This is a genomic window from Anabaenopsis elenkinii CCIBt3563 (assembly GCF_015245355.1).
GTDB lineage: Bacteria > Cyanobacteriota > Cyanobacteriia > Cyanobacteriales > Nostocaceae > Anabaenopsis > Anabaenopsis elenkinii.
Genome location: NZ_CP063311.1, coordinates 3,476,020 through 3,495,559, shown reverse-complemented (window position 1 = coordinate 3,495,559; position 19,540 = coordinate 3,476,020). Strand labels below are relative to the sequence as shown.

The following is a 19,540-nucleotide window of genomic DNA, read 5'->3' as shown; positions in this document are numbered from 1 at the left end:
GCAAAGGTTGATTTTCGATGGCTTTGAGAGGATGTTTGATAAGTCATGATTAGTGTATCAACTATTGTTTCACCCCACCCTAACCCTCCCCTTGTAAGGGGAGGGGACTGGATTTTATTGTTTCGGAGTGTCCCCCATTCCCTGCTTCCTGCTTCCTGCTTCCTGCTTCCTGCTCCCTGCTCCCTGTTCCCTGTTCCCTGTTCCCTAATATAAAAATTACCTGTTTAATACTTTCCAAACATCCTCTGAGAGGGTGGTTTCTAACCTTTGTCTCCCTAGCTATCAGACATCTGATTAACTATATTCATGGTTTCCACACTTACCCTACACACGCGCATTAATAAATCTATTACCTGTTCTTTGTAGTCTGCAAACCGGTAAGTATTAAACTTTTCCGCAATAGTCGGGTCTTTGGGTTTCTTCTCTTTATATTGATCTAAAATCCATTCCAAGGCGCAACGATTGCCTAGCATATATTGCCATGCTATAGTAGGTATACCTTGTAATGTAGTCACATCATCTAAGATAATACTTCCCTTGGTTTTATCAGCCTTTAACTTCGCCTTGGGTGTGGTTTGGTTACCCTTTAAAGGAATATCAACCCGACTGAGTTTGTAGGGTGTGACAGTTTCATAGTTGATATGTAAATCCATGAGTTGTTTACCCCAGTCCACCCATTGGGGAAAGTTATCATATAAAGGTAACCGGGGAAAGTCCCGTTGTAGGTTGATTTCGTATTTTTGGCGGTACTCTGGGTTATGTAGCACCCCATAGGTGTAGTGGAAGATATCTATTTTAGTAATTGTTGTGTCTTGGTAATGGGTGTGAATTTGTTCTAGTCCCCAGTCGGTGATGTTATCTGTGCGGTTTCCTTCTTGGTTGTATATATATAGAGGGAGACATTGAGAATCACCTGTTAGGTGTAAATCAATTATTAAATTAGAACTAAGACAGTGAAAATATTTACTTGAACCAATAGCTGAAAAAGCAATATATTTATTGTCTAAGTTATTACTATTATGAATACTAAACCATTGATAAGTCATTCCATTAAAATGTTTATCAAAATAGAAATACCGTTGATTATATGGACGGTATAAACCTTTAACAATTTCTTGAGCATCAAAAGTTTTATTAATTTTGTTGTCTAAATATTTAGTTAATTCCCTATCCCATTTAATTTCATTTCTATCGGGATATTTAGGGTCTTTACGTGTCGCTTGATAAATACTGACTAAAAACTTGACTTTTTGGGATAACGCCTTTTCAGATAAATCATAAACCCACTCATCTCGTTGTGTTTTCAAACCTGAAGAAAACAACTTGAATACAGCTTCTTCTCCTTTACCTGCTTTCACACCCTTATCAACCATAGGTAAAAGACTATCAAAATCATTATCAGTTTGATTTATCCAGTTACCGTTACTATCTGGTTTAAAATGATTAAAACCTAAATCTTTAAACTTCTGAGAACTAAAATATTTTTTCTTATCCTCTGCATTTGTATAATCTTCAATCGCATCATAGTAAACCTTAAACCCTTGAGCGTGTTCATTCCTGATTAAAAAATAAACAGCTATACCTACCCTAATTTCATCACTAAAAACATTACCGCCCTCTTTACGTCTTCTTTCTCCACTGGTGCGCGCATTACCTTTAGTGTCAATTACATAAATCTCATTAAATTCTTTCGCGACAACTTTTCTAAACCCGTCATAAGCAATAGAATCAATAAAAGAACTATTAGAAACAAAAGCAATAATCCCATTATTACCCAACCTATCAGAAGCCCATCTAATAAACCGGGTATACATATCATAGAGGACAATATTATTTTGAGCTTGACTATATTTAACGTAACTGCCCTTAATTAACCTATCTATGGCCTCATAACGCCGATTAGCATTATCATCATTAAAATTCTCCTGTTTAGCATTATAAGGAGGATTGCCAATAATCACCGAAATAGTTCTATCATTCTGTCTTTTAATCCTCGCTGTATTCTCCACACTCATCGCAAATAGATCCATCTGCTTACCCACAAACAGGGTATTATCTAAAGTATCCACAAAACAGATATTCTCAAACTCCTCATACACCCCCATCTTCTGCTTATAGGTGTACTCAATATTCAAATTCGCAATATAATAAGGTAAAATCGCCACCTCATTACAGTGGATCTCATGCTTATACTTGTACTCTAAGCAATGAGCAGGTAAATAATCAATCAACTCAGTTACAAAGGTTCCCGTACCCGTCGCGGGGTCTAAAATCTCTACATCCCTATCAGCTAACAACTTTCCAAAATGTTTATGTACTAAAAAGTCGGTGCTTTCAATCATAAACCGGACAATCTCGTTAGGAGTATAGACGATTCCTAACCTGTCCGCTGCTTTGGGGTTATAAGCTTTATAAAAGTTCTCATACAAAGATTTCAGAAATCTTTGTTTTTCTTGATGATTAGCAATATTAGCCGCAGTGCGCCGAATGACTGCATAATACCTTTCAATACTCCCTAAAGCATTACGCTTCACACTTCCAGTAAAGAAGGTAGCAATTACCCCTTGTAACTCCCGTGCGACATTGTTTTCTGTGTGAAACTGAGATTCGTTAAAAATATTGAGAAAAATATCCTCTGTGAGGATGTGCTGAATCATCATTTCCCGAATATCAATTAAACTGATTTCCGGGTTAATGGACTCCTGACAGATTGACCAAAACTTATTCCTTGCTGTTTGAAAATTACTGTTAGTTTCCCCTTGACTATCAATCAAATCTCTGAGATAATCTAAGATAGTGGGTAAATCTTGCCTAAAACTATCTATAGCTGACCGAAAATCTCTAACTTCCGGTCTGACATAATTAATAAAGTTGGTAATGAGTGCATCTAGAGCTTCAGCATCTTTCATCGATACCCGCTGGGTTTCTGTGGCGTTTTGAATTAAAACCGCAGTTTGGGAATCTTCAAAGAGAATATTACTACTAGGATAACCTTTATTTAACTTTTTGTCTATTTCTTCATCTAAGTTATCATATTGGTCTTTACTTTCCCAGTAACCCCAATCTAAACGCAAGGCATCTTTAACGGTGCCATCGGGATAAACTAGTTTACCATTAGGTAATTTAAAATCCAATTCGGGAATTAGTAGAAAGTCCCTGGGTTTGCAATATTCATTCAAGAGGTTTTGAAAAGCCACGCGAATAGAAGTTTCTTTACGGGAACCGCCAAACTGGATAATTTTGGCTACTTCTGCTTGGTACTGACTAATCAAAAGTCTGGACATGGGGAAAATCAGGGATATACAAGGGCAGAAATTTAAATATAGGCGATCGCTGTTAGTAATTTAGCAGACAGTTTATTAAAATTTATACAAGTGTAAATAACTTTAAGTTAGAATAGCTGTAAGTTTGTCATCTACCCTAGGGTAGAGATAAAACCGCCTCATAAGTATCGAGATAGAAGGGCGATCGCCCTACGTAGGTGTTTTTATCAGGTTTGACCCCACCCCCAACCCCTCCCCTTACAAAGCTATTCATTACTCACATCTTTCTTAACAATCTTGAAACATTTATGTGGCAACGGTTTCAACGCTTGAAAATTTCCGTACTCTTGACAAAATGTACCTTATTATTCTTGATAAAACCCTTATTTTATTGAGAATCATCAACGGAGGATTAAGGTTTGGGGGTTTGCGAGCGATCGCTCTCACGAATGTTAAGAAAGATCCGGGTAATGGATAGCCTTACAAAGGGAGGGGGTATAGAGAATGGCGATCGCCTTGCAGGAGCGCTTCGCATTTTTTCAAGATAATCAAATATCAGATTTATCTGACTTGAGCTATTAGACGGGGGTTTATAACCCCCGGTTCCTGTGTAGCATCAAAGGGAACTTTTCAACCCTTCTAAGTGGCATTCTGGTTAAGGTATTATAATGTTGCTATGCCCTCTTGAATCAACCATGACTTACACACCTGATGATGTTTGGCGCTTATTAAGTGAGTTGATTGTAGCTCAAAAGGAAACAGAGCGACGCTTTCAAGAAACAGAGCGGTTATTAAAAGAACAATCTCAAGAAACAGAACACCGTTTTCAAGAAACTGAGCGCTTATTAAAAGAACGATCTCAAGAAACAGAACACCGTTTTCAAGAAACTGAGCGGTTTCTTAAACAGCAAGCTCAAGCAACTGATAAGCAGATTAAACAGGTAAGTCAACAACTGGATAAATTAGGTAATCACCTAGATGAGTTTGTAGAATGGCAAATACGCCCTGCTGTAGTAGCGTTGTTTCAACAGCGGGGTATTGATGTCTATGAACTTTACCCAGAGTTATCTACACAGCGCGGGGGTGAAGGTTTAGAAATTGATTTATTAGTGGTAAATGATACCGAAGCGGTGTTAATTGAGGTAAAAAGTAAACCCAATCAAGCCGATGTAGATAAGCATTTACAAGGGTTAGAAAAGTTTAAGCGCCTCATGCCACGGTATACAGATGTACAAGCTATGGGTGCAGTGGCGGGGATGGTGGTTACTAATGAGGTACGTGATTATGCTTATGGTCAAGGTTTATTTGTTTTGGGTCTGTGCGGTGATGATGTGGTGATTTTAAATGAGCCGGATTTTCAACCCCGGAAGTGGTAATAAGAGTTTTGAGACGGGGCGATCGCCCTGCGTAGATCGTCCGATGAGGTTTGACCCCACCCCCACCCCATCCCCTTGTAAAGGGAGGGGAGTATAGAGAATGGCGACACATTCTGTTAAGATAATTAAATACATGATCTTCTAGTCAGATTTATCTGACTTTAGCTATTAGACGGGGGTTTCTAACCCCCGGCTCCCCTGTTGTTCAACGCAAAGGTACGCAGAGGTTTGTTTTTGATTTGTGTTTGAGGGTGTTGTGGTTGGGTTACAATCGGTTGTAGTAACTCTTAACCTGCTAATCTGTGTAAGTATGACCATGCACAATTCCGTTGAATTCCAAGACGCTTTTGATGTTATTGTGGTGGGTGCGGGTCACTCCGGTTGTGAAGCGGCTCTTGCAGCGGCTCGTCTGGGCTGTCGGACTTTGCTACTGACACTCAATTTAGATAAAATAGCTTGGCAACCTTGTAACCCGGCGGTGGGTGGCCCGGCTAAGTCGCAGTTGACCCATGAGGTGGATGCTTTAGGGGGGGAAATTGGCAAGGTTGCGGACCGCACCTATTTACAAAAGCGCATCCTCAATTCTTCACGGGGTCCGGCGGTATGGGCTTTACGCGCTCAAAGTGATAAGCGGGAATATGCGGCGGTGATGAAGGGTGTTGTGGAAAACCAAGAAAATCTGACTATCCGGGAGGGGATGGTTACTGATTTGGTTTTGGGTACTAATGATGAGGTGGTTGGGGTTGAAACTTATTTTGGTGTGGGGTTTCAATGTCAAGCGGTGATCTTGACTACTGGGACGTTTTTGGGTGGTAAAATCTGGGTAGGTAATAAGTCTATGGCCGCTGGACGAGCTGGCGAGTTTGCGGCTGAGGGTTTGACCCAAACTCTCAACCGCTTGGGTTTTGAGACCGGTAGGCTGAAAACGGGTACGCCCGCACGGGTAGATAGGCGATCGGTGGACTACACTAAGATGACTATCCAACCAGGAGATGAGGAGGTACGCTGGTTTAGTTTTGACCCGGATGTGTGGGTGGAACGGGAACAGGTTCCCTGTTACATTACCCGGACGAATGCAGATACTCATCGGTTAATTCGGGAAAATTTACATTTATCACCAGTTTATGGTGGTTGGGTGGAAGCTAAGGGACCTCGCTACTGTCCCAGTATTGAAGATAAAATAGTCCGCTTTGCTGATAAGGAGAGCCACCAAATCTTTATTGAACCGGAAGGACGGGATATCCCAGAGTTATATATTCAAGGGTTTTCTACGGGGTTACCGGAAAATCTGCAGTTGCAAATGTTACGCACTCTGCCGGGGTTGGAAAGTTGTACGATGTTGCGTCCGGCTTATGCGGTGGAGTATGACTATTTACCCGCCACCCAGTGTTATCCTACACTGATGACTAAGAAAATTAATGGTTTATTCTGCGCGGGACAAATTAACGGTACTACGGGTTATGAAGAGGCCGCAGCCCAAGGAATTGTAGCGGGTATTAATGCGGCGCGGTTGGTTCAGGGTAAACAGATGATTGTTTTCCCCCGTGAACATAGTTATCTTGGTACTTTGCTTGATGATTTGTGTACTAAAGATTTACGGGAACCTTACCGGATGCTCACTAGTCGCTCTGAGTATCGGTTATTGTTGCGGTCTGATAATGCTGACCAACGTTTAACACCTTTAGGAAGGGAAATTGGCTTAGTTGACGATCGCCGTTGGGAGTTGTTCACCAGTAAACAAACGCAGATTAATCAAGAAAAAGACCGTTTATATAATACCAGAATTAAGGAACATGACCCCATCGGTCAGGCGATCGCCTCTGCATCCCAACAAGCTATTAAAGGTTCTATCACCCTAGCTGATTTACTCCGTCGTCCAGGATTCCATTACATTGACCTGGAACGTTACGGACTGGGAAACCCCACCCTCAACCAAGGGGAAAAAGAAGGCGCAGAGATTGACATCAAGTATTCTGGTTATCTGGCTAGACAACAACATCAAATTGAACAGATTACCCGTCAGGCTAACCGCCAGCTACCCGCAGACTTAGATTATAACACAATTGATACCCTTTCTAAAGAAGCGCGGGAAAAACTCACCCGTGTTAAACCCCTAACTATCGGTCAAGCAGCACGGACTGGGGGGGTAAATCCCGCAGATATTAACGCTTTGTTAATATACTTGGAGTTACGTAAAACTAAAACTCAGTCAGAGTTGACCGCTTCGGCTTAATTACGGCAGATTCTAGGACAATTAGTAAGTGACATTAGTCTGATTATATTACTAGCTAGGCTGGCGGAACCATCACCCCATGATCAGCAACCTTTCAGGGGCTGTGATGGTTTCCACAGTTGAGTATCAGCAATTAGTCGGACTGGCGATCAACATCCGTGGGTTCACAGTTGACAAGTACCAACGTGAGAAAAGAAATTTACCCCCCAAACCAGTTCTTTCTCGCCAAACCAACACTCGTAAACTGGAAGATGGCCTTCTACTGCTGTGAGGTCAAAAATAATATCAATGTAGTATAACCAACTTCCCCCTTTCCTCCATCCTATTTTTTCCCCGAAGGCTCTCCAAACATCATAATCCCATTGTTTCTTTCCTCCCAAACTTTGATAAATGCTTTGATAAATGCGTTTCTGCACAGAAAAACCAAAGCGTCCATGACTGTATTTCACCCATAATTGGTCTATCATACCCAAGTCTTCACAGGGAAAATTATCAATACTCTCATGGTTTAACCAACCTTCTTTTTCCCGGTTCGCCACCCCTAACATTAACCGTCTGGTTTCATCATCTGCGTCTCTCCACCTTTTTTGTAGAAGTAAGTCACGCAGATTCTTATAGTCCACCCCGATAGCTGACTTTAATGGTCCATCTTCAAATATACTCACGGCTTGTTTTACCTTGGCTTCTGTGCGAGACTGCAATAAGGAATAAGCAGCATTTTGTACTTGTGGGGACTGGTCATTTAAAGCCTGAATTAATATATCTAAACCTGGTTGACTATAATTTAAAGCTTGTGCAAGTGCAGCAATTCTCACCTGGGGGTTAGGGTCACTATACCGGAATATCACCCCTTCAAGACCACCTAAAACTACTGCAAACTCAGGACTGGGACTGTGACCACCAAGGACAGCATCATATTCTCCGGGTTTTTGCTGATTGTTCATAGTGAATATTGGGACTTACATCTGGCAATATTATCAACTTTTTTGGGGTGAAAAGAACAAGGTAATTTTTATCTATGGTTGGGGAATTTTTTGATCTTTTCAGTCCCCTATGATTGTAGAGGGTGAAATTTTATTTACACCCCACCCCTCTCATCTCAGCAGGGGAGGGAGTTTTAATTGTATGCCATAATATGCTAATACATAGATAAAACAATGCTATGCTAGATACACTAGATTTAACAGTTTCTTTAAATAAAGCCACCTACAAGTCAGAAATTGACAGGCTGATGTATCAAATGCGAGAACTGCAAAATGCCTGTAGGGATAAAAAGTTACCTGTAATTGTGGTCTTGGAGGGGTGGGCTGCTTCTGGTAAGGGTAGACTGGTAAAGCAAATGGTTTCCTATATGGACCCACGGGGATTTCATGTATATCCTATCTGGCCACCCACTCCAGAAGAACGTAAATATCCCTTCCTCTGGCGATTTTGGGAAAAAATACCCGCTCAAGGTAAAATCAGCTTTTTCTATCACAGTTGGTATACTCATGTTCTCGAAGAACGTCTGTTAGAGCGGGTCGGAATTAATCAAGTTCCCACAGTACCCACCCTGATGGGACAAATTAACGCCTTTGAGCGCCAAATGGTGGATGATGGGACGGCGATCGCTAAATTCTGGTTACATCTGAGCCGTAAAGAATTGAAAAGTCGTTTAAAAGAATACGCCCAAGATGAATTAACTGCTTGGCGTGTCCGCAAAGAAGACTGGAAGCAGGAAAAACACTATGACCTTTACACCAGCTATGCAGAAGAGATGCTAGTACAAACTAGTACGGGTTTTGCTCCTTGGACTCTGGTAGAAGCAGACTCTGAGCGGTGGGCGCAAGTGAAAGTACTTACCCAGCTAGCTGCAACTTTAACATCTGCATTGGATCGGCTAAAAATTCAGCTTCCCACCCCCACTTTACCACCACAAATCCAGTTAGAACCGACGGAGTTAGACTTACTCACACAAGTCGATTTAAGCTTAAGTCTTTCAGAACCAGAATACGAAGAACAATTACTCCAAGAGCAGGTAAAACTACGCAAGTTGCAATTAAGCATTTATAAACATCAAATTCCTGTACTGGTAATATTTGAAGGTTGGGATGCAGCAGGTAAAGGGGGCGCAATTAAACGCCTCACAGATATTCTCGATCCGCGCAGTTACTTTGTTCATCCCTTCGCAGCGCCTACAGATGAGGAAAAAGTTCATCATTACCTCTGGCGATTTTGGCGACGATTACCCACATCTGGAATAATTGGCATTTTTGACCGTTCTTGGTATGGTCGGGTATTAGTGGAGCGGGTAGAAGGTTTTGCTTCGGAAATCGAGTGGCGCAGAGCCTACCGGGAAATTAATGAGTTTGAGGCTCAGTTAACCACTGCTGGCTATGTTTTAGTTAAGTTTTGGCTACACATTAGCCCAGAAGAACAACTTCAGCGGTTTACATCTCGCAAAAATGACTCTTTTAAGCAGTACAAGCTTACTGATGAAGACTGGCGGAATCGGCAAAAGTGGAATGATTACTATGTAGCAGTCAATCAAGCCATTCACCGCACCAGCACCCCCAAGGCTCCTTGGACAATTGTCGCTGCTAATGACAAATATTACGCCCGCGTCAAGGTGATTGAAACTGTAGTCCAAGCTATTGAGACAGAATTAAAGCGCCGTCACCACAGCAATAGCTAACATCTAGCACCCTGATGATTTCGCCTATACCGGTATAAAAGCCATTACTATTTTTTACCTCAGATTTTATTATGTTTGGTTAATCTTCCATGATATGATCCGGAAATCCACTGAAACAATTTAGGTAAATTGATGAGTGAAGTTGTGATACCTCAATTTTCTCCCCATACCCAATTATCACAAATGATTTCCGGTTATTGGGTATCTCAAGCTATCAAAATATAGTGGGAGCGTGAGAACCCCTGCGCTTTAGCGAGGGGATGAAAAGCGACTCAACAGGATTTACCCTGTCGTATCCTGACTACAAAAAACTTATTGACAAGGCATTTCTGATTAGTTAGGATAAAAAAGCATCCACAAATATGGTGAAAAACCCAAAAGATGTTTTCCTTAAGTAGCCACACAGCTAGATTTATTTTTAGCCGAGGTGGGTAGGGCATTTTGACTGTGCCACAACGATATTATTTATTCAAATTTTTAAATAAATAAAATCGTAAACTTTGCGTAGCGTGTCTTCAGACCGCGTAGCAACATCAGTTTAGAATCCCCTGTGATTCTATCCAGGGGAGAAGTCAACTACACGGCGGCCAAATTGGGGATTGCGGATCTCCTGAAACCAGGTTCTCAATCCTGTCAACAACTCGCGGAAAATACTGATAGTAATCCTGGCTCATTGTACCGCATGATGAGGGCTTTAGCCAGTATCGGTATTTTCCAGGAAACAGAGCCTGAACAATTTATCCTCACGCCCTTAGCAGAATATTTGTGTAGTGATCATCCCCAATCACTCCAAGCTACAGCTGTGATGTTGGGGGACGCACCTCATTATCAAGCTTGGGGAAATTTCCTGTATAGTGTCAAAACAGGAAAACCAGCATTTGATCATTCTTTTGGTATGGGAGTATTTGATTACTTTAAATCCCATCCCCAAGATGCAGAGATATTTGAGCAGTGCATGAACTCTTTCTCTTTTGTGGAAGAAAAAGCCATATTAGATGTATATGATTTTTCCCAATTTAAAACCCTAGTTGATATAGGGGGAGGATATGGGGAAATGTTGGGAACATTTTTACAAAAGTACCCCCATCTGCAAGGTATTCTGTTTGATGAAGAATATGTCATTTCCCATGCTGAACCTACTTTGGCAAAACATGGTGTTGTTGAACGTTGTCAAATGGTCAGTGGCGATTTTTTTACATCGGTGCCACCGGGAGGAGATGCCTATCTTTTAAAACACATTCTACATGACTGGGATGATGAAAGAGCATTAACAATTCTTAAAAACTGTAGAGATGCTATGGATGAGCATAGTAAAATCTTGGTATTAGAGATGATTGTTCAACCTGGTAATATTCCAGGAGCAGCCAAAATGTTAGATTTAAATATGTTGGTGATGTGTCCCGGAGGAAAAGAAAGAACCGAAAGTGAATTTCACCAATTATTTGCTCAAGCGGGTTTGAAATTAACTGAGATTATCCGCACTGCTGAGGATATTTGTGTGATTGAAGGGTGTAAATAAAGATTTAGTATTTAGATGGTAGCAGATTCTCATATTTACTTTGACTGTCGGGGGTTCATAGGAATGGATACAAGAAATACCCCCGACAGTATTTTATCTTGGTAACCGTGTATAAAATAGAATTATGCCTAATTAAGTCCAAAAGGCATCTCATACCCTTGACAATCTGGAAATAATAGAGTAATAAGGTGGCAGAACATAAAAAAAATATATTGGCTCACCCCTGGCACAATATCAGTCAATAGCTCTGAGAACAATTCACGCAGTTAAAATAAATTATGCCACACAATACTGAAGAAAAAGCAGCAACCCCAGCAACTGGCTACAAAGCACGTCTCAATTCTTGGGCGATCGCGCGTTTACTCCCTGATACACAACGGGAAATTGTGGCTCGCTTTCGCAGTCGTTCGGATGCAGAGGGTTATATGCAGCACTTGAGCCAAACAACACCTAATACCGCGTTTATGGTGGTTTTTGATTGTCAACGCCAAGCAGCTGTAATTTAATGCTGTAATTTAATGCTGTAATTTAAGATCGCTGTGGGAATTGCAATCAAACAATTCCCAGCAGTTAACGCGATTCGGTCCCTTGATTGGGACTACCAGCAACACTATCCTCTCCTGGTGCTTCAGGTTCAGCTGTGGGTTTAGCCTCACTTTTAGCCGCAGTTCCGGTTTTGCGAATATCTGCTTGAATGGGGGTTTGATAGCCACCAGAAGCACTGGGGGTGGTTTCTGGATGATCAGATTTTTGTTTTTGTTCTTCGGACATAATTACATCCTGTAGATTTAACATAAGCAGATTCTAAGCAATTCACAACTAGTAATTGCTCTATCTAAAATGTGATGATGATTGATTTATTCCTCTATCGGAGGGTTTACCTTCATATCAGTTAACCGTTGTGAATGACTACATCTACCTACACGGTTTTGCTTCCAGTCCCAAATCTGCTAAAGCCCAGGATATCAGCGATCGCTTTGCAGAAATTGACATCAAGCTGAAAATCCCCGATTTGAATGCTGGGAATTTTTCCCAATTAACTATCACACGCCAGATTACTCAAGTTGCAGCCCAATTCCCTGATGATTCTACCCCGGTAACTTTAATTGGTTCTAGTTTAGGCGGTTTGACCAGTGCTCATCTAGCACAGCAATATTCACAAGTACAACGCCTGGTTTTGCTAGCACCAGCTTTTGGGTTTTTATCCCATTGGTTACCTCAACTGGGGAATCAAGAAATACAACGCTGGGAACAAGAACAATATCTGATGATTCACCACTATGGGGAAGGGCGATCGCTCCCCCTGAGTTATAATTTTGTCATAGATGCAGCCCAGTACCAAGAAACAATATTACAGCGCCCTGTACCGACCCTGATATTCCATGGTCAACAAGATGAGGTGATTCCCATCACAGCCAGTCGGGAATTTGCGCGATCGCGTCCTTGGGTAGAATTAATAGAACTAGACAGCGACCACACCCTAGGCAATGTCATGGCAGAAATTTGGCCAGCAATTTACCGATTCTGCCAGTTCCCTTGAGGTGTAAAATATGAAGTCCTGACTAATTATTAATGACTACTAAAATTATGCTGAGTTTTATCCGGTCAGATTTAGCCCAATTCACCGCTTATCAACCTCACCCCAGCAGTGATACCGCCGCCGGAGTGGCCCCCCAGTTGGATCGGCTGGATACCAACGAAAGCCCCTATGATTTACCCCCACAGTTAAAACAAAAGCTGGCTTGGACCTATGAGCAAGTAATTGAAACAAATCGTTATCCTGACGGTGGACATGAGAGCCTCAAACAGGCGATCGCTCAATACGTTAATGAGTCTGCTTCCCTGTCCCCATCTATATTTACTGCTGCTAATATTTCTCTAGGTAATGGTTCAGACGAACTAATTCGCTCATTATTAATTGCCACCTGTCTGGGGGGAGAAGGCTCAATTTTAGTCGCTCATCCCACTTTCTCCATGTATGGAATTTTAGCCAAAACTTTGGGCATTCCGGTAGTGACAGTAGAGAGAAACCCCGATAATTTTGAAATTGACTTAAAAGCTGCCCAATCTGCCCTAGAAGAAACTCAAACTCCCCCCATTCGCGTGGTTTTTGTGGTACATCCCAATTCCCCCACCGGTAACTGTTTGACTGCGGCGGAGTTGGCATGGTTAAAAAGTTTAAATGAGCAGATTCTGGTAGTCATTGATGAAGCTTACTTTGAATTTAGCCAAAGTACCCTGGTTGGTGAATTAACCCAACATCCTAACTGGGTAATTCTACGTACTTTCTCCAAAGCCTTTCGGTTAGCAGCCCTGCGTGTGGGTTATTGTGTGGGTGATCCACAGGCGATCGCTATCTTAGAAAAAGTCCGCTTACCCTATAATCTTCCTAGCTTCTCAATTGCTGGCGCATTAGCTGCTATGGAAAATAAACAACTTTTGCTAGAGTCAATTTCCCCAACTTTGGATGAACGAGACAAACTCATAAAACTGTTATCCCAACATCCCAGATTACAAATAACCAAAAGTGCTGCTAACTTTATCTTCCTCCGTCTTCCAGGAAATAACCCCGAAAATCAAAACCAGCAATTAACAACTCTCCACCAAAAACTCAAAACTTCCGGTACTCTTGTGCGCCAAATTAGCGGAGGACTGCGCATTACTATCGGCTCACCGGAGGAAAACACCCGTACCTTAGAGAGAATACAAGCCAGTTTAGCAACTCTGGGATATTAACACTGACAGCGCATTTGATCTGAGTGGGTACGGGTAGTAGGCACCGCACCGATGCCCACCCCACAAGATTTATGATATTAAGGTGTGTACTTTATTTACTTGAAAAGTGCTGTATTTATTTAATTCATTACCTCAACGGCGTACTATTCCTACTGTCCTTGGTAACACCCCTACTAAAAGCGCAAAGACAATATCAGGTATTTCAGCCACAATTGACGGTGAAAAATATTGTTCAAATTGATCGATAATTTTCTGAACTCGCTGCTGTGGAAGCGGGGTTTCTGTAATTTGCTTGATTAACCGAGTCCATTGTCGCCTAATTAAATAAGCCTGCTGACGCTCCTCATAAGACTCAGGAGTTACCAAGGACAAATTACCTATGAGTAATACCATTTCACAATCATGATCATAATTTCCCCCAACAGCAGCACCCGGCCCCGCAAATTCTGCATGATACCCTTTAAAGAGTATTAACCCATTGCGCCTACGACTATTAACAACAAAAATCTTCCCACTGTGCAGCAGTGTGAGGATATCCGATCCATATGAATCCTTAGCCCCATCTGTGATCACAGGATGGTCTAAGAGAATAGTATCAGGGTAGTAGGTTGATACCATAGCAGCTTGATAGCGTGGGAGACTCTCGCTATCGATGTTTCTTGAACTTGCAGATAGTTTGGTAGTATTATGCACTTCCAGCCCTAGGTTGGGTAAAATCAAATCAGATTTTTAATAGTCTAGGAAAACTTTTTGATTTAAAAAGCCTCCTAGTTGATGTAACGAGAAAAAAATTGGCATTTGATTATGAGATAGTTAATCATATTCTATGAGATTCAGTTAAATTTTTCGCTGCCAAACAGCTTTTTTTCTTAAAATTTTGATAAAGCTAAATTAGCAAATACAAAGTTATTATAATGTGTGAACAAGCCACTAAGTCTGATGATAATACTTTTCCATCATCTTCTATCTTTGATATTTACTCAGTACCTATTTATCTATGCCATCAAATTTAGATGACATATAACTATGGATTTTTGGGAGTATTTACACTTACCCATAAATATTTATTATACTCAAGTTAGTTACCAAAATTTTATACAGTCAGCCAGGTTTGAGTGCTGCAAATGGGCATGATTTGATTTTTGGTAAAATAGCTTTTATATTCACCATAGCACCAATTATCTAAGTAATTAAAAGTATTAAATACTACTTAATATTCCGTCTTATCGTCAAGGCTCAGATGTTTGTGTAAAAGTATTTGTTGGGAACGTCTGAGAAAAAATCTATTCCCATGAGATTCTGATTTATCCAGCTTATATCCCAACTTGAAATAAAGTTGCTGTGCTTGATGGTTATTTTCCAAGACATGGAGGTATAGGTCATTAAATCCCCACTCATGAGAGAATTTTTCACACTTCATCAGCAGTCTTGAGGCGATACCATGTCTACGGTATTGGGGGTGAACCGCTAAATTAGACAAATAAGGAAAATTTCTCCCCGTCTTTATCCAAGAATCACTCCACCGCACACTTAATTCTACAGTTCCTACTAAGTAATGACTGTCCGCATTAGTAGTATCAATAGCAACTAAACAAACATGATGGGGTGGAGGTGATGATAGGCGATGCTTGAGATCCTCATAAATAGCTAAACGTACTAGGGGAAAAGCCCATCCCCAGAAGCCATGATGTCCGTGAAAGCTTTCAGCTATGATGTGAGCAATACCAGTAAAATCATCAGGTGTCGCCACACGGATTTGGAACTGCCAGGAAGCTTGTTCGGCAGCAGATATAACCGTATCTTGGTGGTAAGGATCAAAAAACCAGGATGTCAAAGCGAGTTTAGTATAGATTTAATTAAAGGAAATTTTGCTAATGTCCTTAAATAGTCAGCAAGCTGTATTATTTTTCAATATAAACCTTAATGACTGATTTAGCATTCAAATTCTAACTTAAATATGGCTTATTTCAGTCATCCCCCCTCAGTCACCAGGGGGTGGGGCTTGACGTGATATGAATAAAAAGCCATACGACATGATGTCGTACGGCTTTTGGTGTAGTGTGAGGAGCTTAACTAAGTAACATCATAAAGTAATGCCAAAGTGGCAGATCACTGGTAACAATTTTGGTAACGGGATGTTTTTGATCATAGAAATGGTGCAAGGGTGACACAAAATTATATTTTTCGGTTTGTCATCTTAGGTCAGTTTCAGAGTATTTCTTGACCCTCCCTCTGGTCACTTCCAGTCAGGGTATTCTTGACATACTCACCGATCTTGAAGTATGGCTTACGCCACGCTACGCTATCGACTTCGCTCACCGACCGCACAAAAAACAATAAAATCCAGTCCCCTCCCCTTACAAGGGGAGGGTTAGGGTGGGGTCAAGCAATAGTTGATACACTAATCATGACTTGACAAACAACCTCTAAGAATCAAGAAAAGCCGTCGTAGAACAACGGGGTTTTAAAGCCATTTTTTCAATAAAATAAATGATATGCGATCGACCCAGGGAGGTACTGCTTTGGGTAGAGGTAATGGAGACAATATGAAATTACGATTTGGTGATTACATACCACGGGTAATTAAAAAAAATCTCAAAGTATCAATTAAACCTTTGGCGATAAGTCTTTGAATAAATAGTTAATCTAAAATTGCTCTCTACACATCTCTTACAGCAATTATCCTCATGGGAAATGATAGTAATAATAAATACATTTTTATTAATACTAGATATTAAATACTTTAGTTAGGTGGTTTGACCCCTCCATGGTCACACCATTAATTAGTGTAATCTCTTGAGTGTAACCTGTTTGAGAAAAAGATCATCTATGCCGAACTCAAGAATACAATAGATTTGAGAAATGCAAAAAAATTCTGCCACATCCCAACTTGTATATTATTGAGGCTATAGCAAGCACAAATTTTTTTTATCCAAGCGTTTTCATATTCAACTATCTGATTTATAGCCTGTTCAAATCCATAAGCTCCAGTGAAAAACAAGTGACTCAACATCTCCTTACTTGATGATGTGGTTCTGAGATAATTAGAAAAAACTTGTTAATATTGCCTCAGCAGCTTTACCATCTGCGGATTTTAGCTTCACACAGGCAATTATTAGGACTTATGAACTAAATGATAAGCTTTGTTCAAGTCCCACTGCCAAATGTACAGAAAGTAAATCAGCCACCAGAAATAATGCGCTGCCAAACTGACAATCACGTAACAAAATGGTCGGACTTACAAACAGCTGAAGTTATGGAAGGGAATCAAGAACTTCGGCAAACCATAGAAGAACTCCAAGTACTTATACAAGAGCTGCGTCAGCAAAATCAGGAAATGAGAATTGCTCTGGAAATCACCCAGTTAGAGCGTCAACATTATAAATATTTATTTGACTGCGCTCCCCATGCTTATTTAGTTACTGATATCGCAGGTGTGATTCAAGAAGCTAACCATGCAGCGGCTACCTTGCTGTGTGTGGAACAAAATTATTTAATGGGCAAACCATTGGTTTTATTTGTTATTGAACAAGACAGAGACAGTTTTATTACACAACTGCAGAGTGTGCAACACAAAAAGAACTGGGAAATTTGCCTTCAGCCACAGGGTGGTGTATCACTTCCCGCCACTGTGAGATATACTGCAATCTCTAACCCACAGAGTAATCCGGTAGATTGGCGCTGGTTGCTATTTGAGATTAGCCCCCAAGCTGCATTATATTCTCAGGAAGGCAAAGACTTAGGAGATGGCGTAGTCGAACTCAACAAGCAACTTCTCCCATTTAATCAGGTTCTACAACAAGAAATTACTCAACGTCAACAGGCCCAAGAGTCATTACGGCAAAAGGAGAAACTGTATCGCCAACTAGTGGAAACTCAAACAGACCTGATTATTCGTATAGATTTACAGGGAAGGGTAGGCTTTGCTAACAAAGTAACTTGCCAAGCATTAGGTAAGCAATTACACGAATTAATTGGTAAGTCAATATGTGAGTTTTTCCATACCCATGACTTCCCTCAAATCAAAGAAGATATCAGCAGTTTGATATCCGCCCCCCACGACAAGATCACCAATGAGTATCGTTTGTTAACGGTTAATGGTGTGCGTTGGCTGGAATGGAATATTACCCCAATTGTTAATGAACGGGGAGATGTCTTGGAATTCCAAGGTGTTGGCAGAGATATTACACAGCGCAAACGAGGCGAAGAGAAAATTAGAGAGCAAGCAGCCTTACTTGATATTGCCACCGATGCAATTTTAGTTCTAGATTTGCAAGGCAAAATACTATTCTGCAATCAAGGTGCAGAACAGATATATAGTTGGCAGACACAAGAGGTTTTAGGCAAAGACCTCAGGGATCTGTTTAACAACATCAACTTGCTACAGCTAGAAACATCACTCGCCGCTGTGATTGCATCTGGTTCATGGCAGGGGGAGTTGAGTAAAGTTACCAAATCAGGTCAAGAAATTGTCGTCGCCAGCCGCTGGAGGCTGATGTATGATCCAGCGGGAGAACCAAAATCTATTCTTGTTGTTGAGACTGACATCACACAAAAAAAACAACTCGAAGAGAAGTTCTTTCGCGCTCAACGTTTAGAAAGTCTTGGTACTTTAGCCAGTGGAATTTCCCACGACCTGAATAACATTTTAACGCCAATTTTAGCAGCATCACAACTGTTACAGGTCAGATATGCTCAAGACAAGGAAAATTATCAACAGCTATTAGCTATTATTGAAAGCAATAGCAAACGTGGGGCTGCTTTAGTTAAACAAGTCTTATCATTTGCCCGGGGATTTAAGGGAGAACGCACTATAGTTCAACTAAGACATCTGATTTCGGAAGTTACTTATATAGCCAAACAAACATTTCCCAAGTCTATTCAATTTGCCATCACCATATCAGAAGATATGTGGGCTGTCTGCGCAGATGCAACACAACTGCATCAAGTACTCATGAACTTGGTAGTTAATGCCCGTGATGCTATGCCAGCAGGTGGTACCCTCACCATTTCTACAAAAAATATGTTTATTGATCAAGCCTATGCTCATATGAATCTTGATGCCAAAGTAGGCGATTATGTGGTAGTGACTGTTGCTGATTCCGGAACAGGGATAGCACCGGAAATTTTACAGAGAATTTTTGATCCATTTTTCACCACCAAAGACATCGGCAAAGGTACAGGGTTGGGGCTTTCAACAGTGCTGGGAATTATCAAAAACCATGGTGGGTTTATCAATGTATCTAGCACAGTTGGGCAAGGTACTGAATTTCATCTGTTTTTGCCGGCGGTGGAAGTGCCTCAATCTTTGGATATAAATAATAACTTAGATATATTTCCCGGTCAAGGAGAACTAATTTTATTTGTGGATGATGAGGCTCAAATTCGGGAGATCGCTAAAATTGTTCTGGAGAAATACAATTATAGAATTCTCGCCGCTAGTAATGGCATTGAGGCGATCGCACTTTATGCTCAGTACTCACAGGACATCAGAGCCGTTTTCATGGATATCATGATGCCGGAAATGGATGGGAATACTGCCATCCGCACTTTACAAAAAATCAACCCTAAAGTAAAAATTATTGCTTGTAGCGGCACTAACCCCACAGTCCCTTTGGCAAATGATGCCGGTCATACTGATGCGGATTTAGTGGTTTATAAGCCTTACACAGCCCGAGATTTATTAAATAGCCTTCACCATGTACTTCAAAAAATTGGCTGAAAATCAACTGTTATGGC

Annotated in this window: 14 protein-coding genes; 8 read left to right on the top strand and 6 right to left on the bottom strand. The window is 41.0% G+C overall.

What is annotated here, in order from left to right; translation table 11 throughout:
- Window positions 1-275: 275 nt before the first annotated feature.
- Window positions 276-3,284: a type ISP restriction/modification enzyme gene (locus tag IM676_RS15175; RefSeq protein ID WP_200987660.1), complete on the bottom strand. Its 3,009-nt coding sequence runs from the start codon at window positions 3,282-3,284 to the stop codon at window positions 276-278.
- A 391-nt stretch (window positions 3,285-3,675) separates the two neighbouring features.
- Window positions 3,676-3,798 carry a hypothetical protein gene (locus tag IM676_RS20065; RefSeq protein WP_263973143.1) on the bottom strand — a complete coding sequence of 41 codons (123 nt, stop codon included), beginning with the start codon at window positions 3,796-3,798 and terminating at the stop codon, window positions 3,676-3,678.
- 160 nt (window positions 3,799-3,958) lie between these two features.
- On the opposite strand from IM676_RS20065, the gene IM676_RS15170 reads away from it, so the two are divergent.
- Both IM676_RS15170 and mnmG read left to right on the top strand, forming a co-directional pair.
- Window positions 3,959-4,639 carry a hypothetical protein gene (locus tag IM676_RS15170; protein ID WP_200987659.1) on the top strand — a complete coding sequence of 227 codons (681 nt, stop codon included), beginning with the start codon at window positions 3,959-3,961 and terminating at the stop codon, window positions 4,637-4,639.
- A gap of 310 nt (window positions 4,640-4,949) precedes the next feature.
- On the top strand, window positions 4,950-6,872 hold the full coding sequence (mnmG, locus tag IM676_RS15165; protein ID WP_200987658.1) for a tRNA uridine-5-carboxymethylaminomethyl(34) synthesis enzyme MnmG: 1,923 nt from the start codon (window positions 4,950-4,952) through the stop codon (window positions 6,870-6,872).
- 164 nt (window positions 6,873-7,036) lie between these two features.
- On the opposite strand, the gene IM676_RS19900 is transcribed toward mnmG, so the two are convergent.
- The gene (locus tag IM676_RS19900) at window positions 7,037-7,816 is read right to left on the bottom strand and encodes a GUN4 domain-containing protein (protein WP_225880380.1); all 780 of its coding nucleotides are present in this window, start codon (window positions 7,814-7,816) and stop codon (window positions 7,037-7,039) included.
- A gap of 218 nt (window positions 7,817-8,034) precedes the next feature.
- Between IM676_RS19900 and pap the strand changes: the two genes are divergently transcribed.
- The 3 genes from pap to IM676_RS15145 all read left to right on the top strand — a co-directional run bounded on the left by pap (window position 8,035) and on the right by IM676_RS15145 (window position 11,571).
- The gene (gene pap, locus IM676_RS15155; protein WP_200987657.1) at window positions 8,035-9,546 is read left to right on the top strand and encodes a polyphosphate:AMP phosphotransferase; all 1,512 of its coding nucleotides are present in this window, start codon (window positions 8,035-8,037) and stop codon (window positions 9,544-9,546) included.
- A 550-nt stretch (window positions 9,547-10,096) separates the two neighbouring features.
- Window positions 10,097-11,065 (top strand): methyltransferase, encoded by a 969-nt coding sequence (locus tag IM676_RS15150; RefSeq protein WP_200987656.1) that lies wholly within the window; start codon window positions 10,097-10,099, stop codon window positions 11,063-11,065.
- Between the two features lie 278 nt (window positions 11,066-11,343).
- On the top strand, window positions 11,344-11,571 hold the full coding sequence (locus IM676_RS15145; protein WP_200987655.1) for a hypothetical protein: 228 nt from the start codon (window positions 11,344-11,346) through the stop codon (window positions 11,569-11,571).
- Window positions 11,572-11,635: 64 nt separating this feature from the next.
- Here the strand turns inward: IM676_RS15145 and IM676_RS15140 are convergent, their stop codons facing one another.
- Window positions 11,636-11,836 carry a hypothetical protein gene (locus tag IM676_RS15140; RefSeq protein ID WP_200990056.1) on the bottom strand — a complete coding sequence of 67 codons (201 nt, stop codon included), beginning with the start codon at window positions 11,834-11,836 and terminating at the stop codon, window positions 11,636-11,638.
- Between the two features lie 130 nt (window positions 11,837-11,966).
- Between IM676_RS15140 and IM676_RS15135 the strand changes: the two genes are divergently transcribed.
- Together IM676_RS15135 and IM676_RS15130 are read left to right on the top strand one after the other, a co-directional pair.
- On the top strand, window positions 11,967-12,605 hold the full coding sequence (locus IM676_RS15135) for a YqiA/YcfP family alpha/beta fold hydrolase (RefSeq protein WP_200987654.1): 639 nt from the start codon (window positions 11,967-11,969) through the stop codon (window positions 12,603-12,605).
- 47 nt (window positions 12,606-12,652) lie between these two features.
- Window positions 12,653-13,801 carry a histidinol-phosphate transaminase gene (locus IM676_RS15130; protein ID WP_200990057.1) on the top strand — a complete coding sequence of 383 codons (1,149 nt, stop codon included), beginning with the start codon at window positions 12,653-12,655 and terminating at the stop codon, window positions 13,799-13,801.
- Window positions 13,802-13,933: 132 nt separating this feature from the next.
- On the opposite strand, the gene IM676_RS15125 is transcribed toward IM676_RS15130, so the two are convergent.
- A complete protein-coding gene (locus IM676_RS15125) occupies window positions 13,934-14,455 on the bottom strand; it encodes a hypothetical protein (protein WP_200990058.1) in 522 nt (173 codons plus the stop codon).
- A gap of 556 nt (window positions 14,456-15,011) precedes the next feature.
- Window positions 15,012-15,635 carry a GNAT family N-acetyltransferase gene (locus IM676_RS15120; protein WP_200987653.1) on the bottom strand — a complete coding sequence of 208 codons (624 nt, stop codon included), beginning with the start codon at window positions 15,633-15,635 and terminating at the stop codon, window positions 15,012-15,014.
- A gap of 1,299 nt (window positions 15,636-16,934) precedes the next feature.
- On the opposite strand from IM676_RS15120, the gene IM676_RS15115 reads away from it, so the two are divergent.
- On the top strand, window positions 16,935-19,523 hold the full coding sequence (locus IM676_RS15115; RefSeq protein WP_200987652.1) for a hybrid sensor histidine kinase/response regulator: 2,589 nt from the start codon (window positions 16,935-16,937) through the stop codon (window positions 19,521-19,523).
- The last annotated feature ends 17 nt before the right edge of the window (window positions 19,524-19,540 follow it).

Coding starts and splice junctions, on each gene's coding strand:
- IM676_RS15115 (WP_200987652.1), top strand. CDS start 16,935: ATGATAAGCTTTGTTCAAGTCCCACTGCCAAATGTACAGAAAGTAAAT.
- IM676_RS15140 (WP_200990056.1), bottom strand. CDS start 11,836: ATGTCCGAAGAACAAAAACAAAAATCTGATCATCCAGAAACCACCCCC.
- IM676_RS15145 (WP_200987655.1), top strand. CDS start 11,344: ATGCCACACAATACTGAAGAAAAAGCAGCAACCCCAGCAACTGGCTAC.
- IM676_RS20065 (WP_263973143.1), bottom strand. CDS start 3,798: ATGCGAAGCGCTCCTGCAAGGCGATCGCCATTCTCTATACCCCCTCCC.
- IM676_RS15175 (WP_200987660.1), bottom strand. CDS start 3,284: ATGTCCAGACTTTTGATTAGTCAGTACCAAGCAGAAGTAGCCAAAATT.
- IM676_RS15170 (WP_200987659.1), top strand. CDS start 3,959: ATGACTTACACACCTGATGATGTTTGGCGCTTATTAAGTGAGTTGATT.
- pap (WP_200987657.1), top strand. CDS start 8,035: ATGCTAGATACACTAGATTTAACAGTTTCTTTAAATAAAGCCACCTAC.
- IM676_RS19900 (WP_225880380.1), bottom strand. CDS start 7,816: ATGAACAATCAGCAAAAACCCGGAGAATATGATGCTGTCCTTGGTGGT.
- IM676_RS15130 (WP_200990057.1), top strand. CDS start 12,653: ATGCTGAGTTTTATCCGGTCAGATTTAGCCCAATTCACCGCTTATCAA.
- mnmG (WP_200987658.1), top strand. CDS start 4,950: ATGACCATGCACAATTCCGTTGAATTCCAAGACGCTTTTGATGTTATT.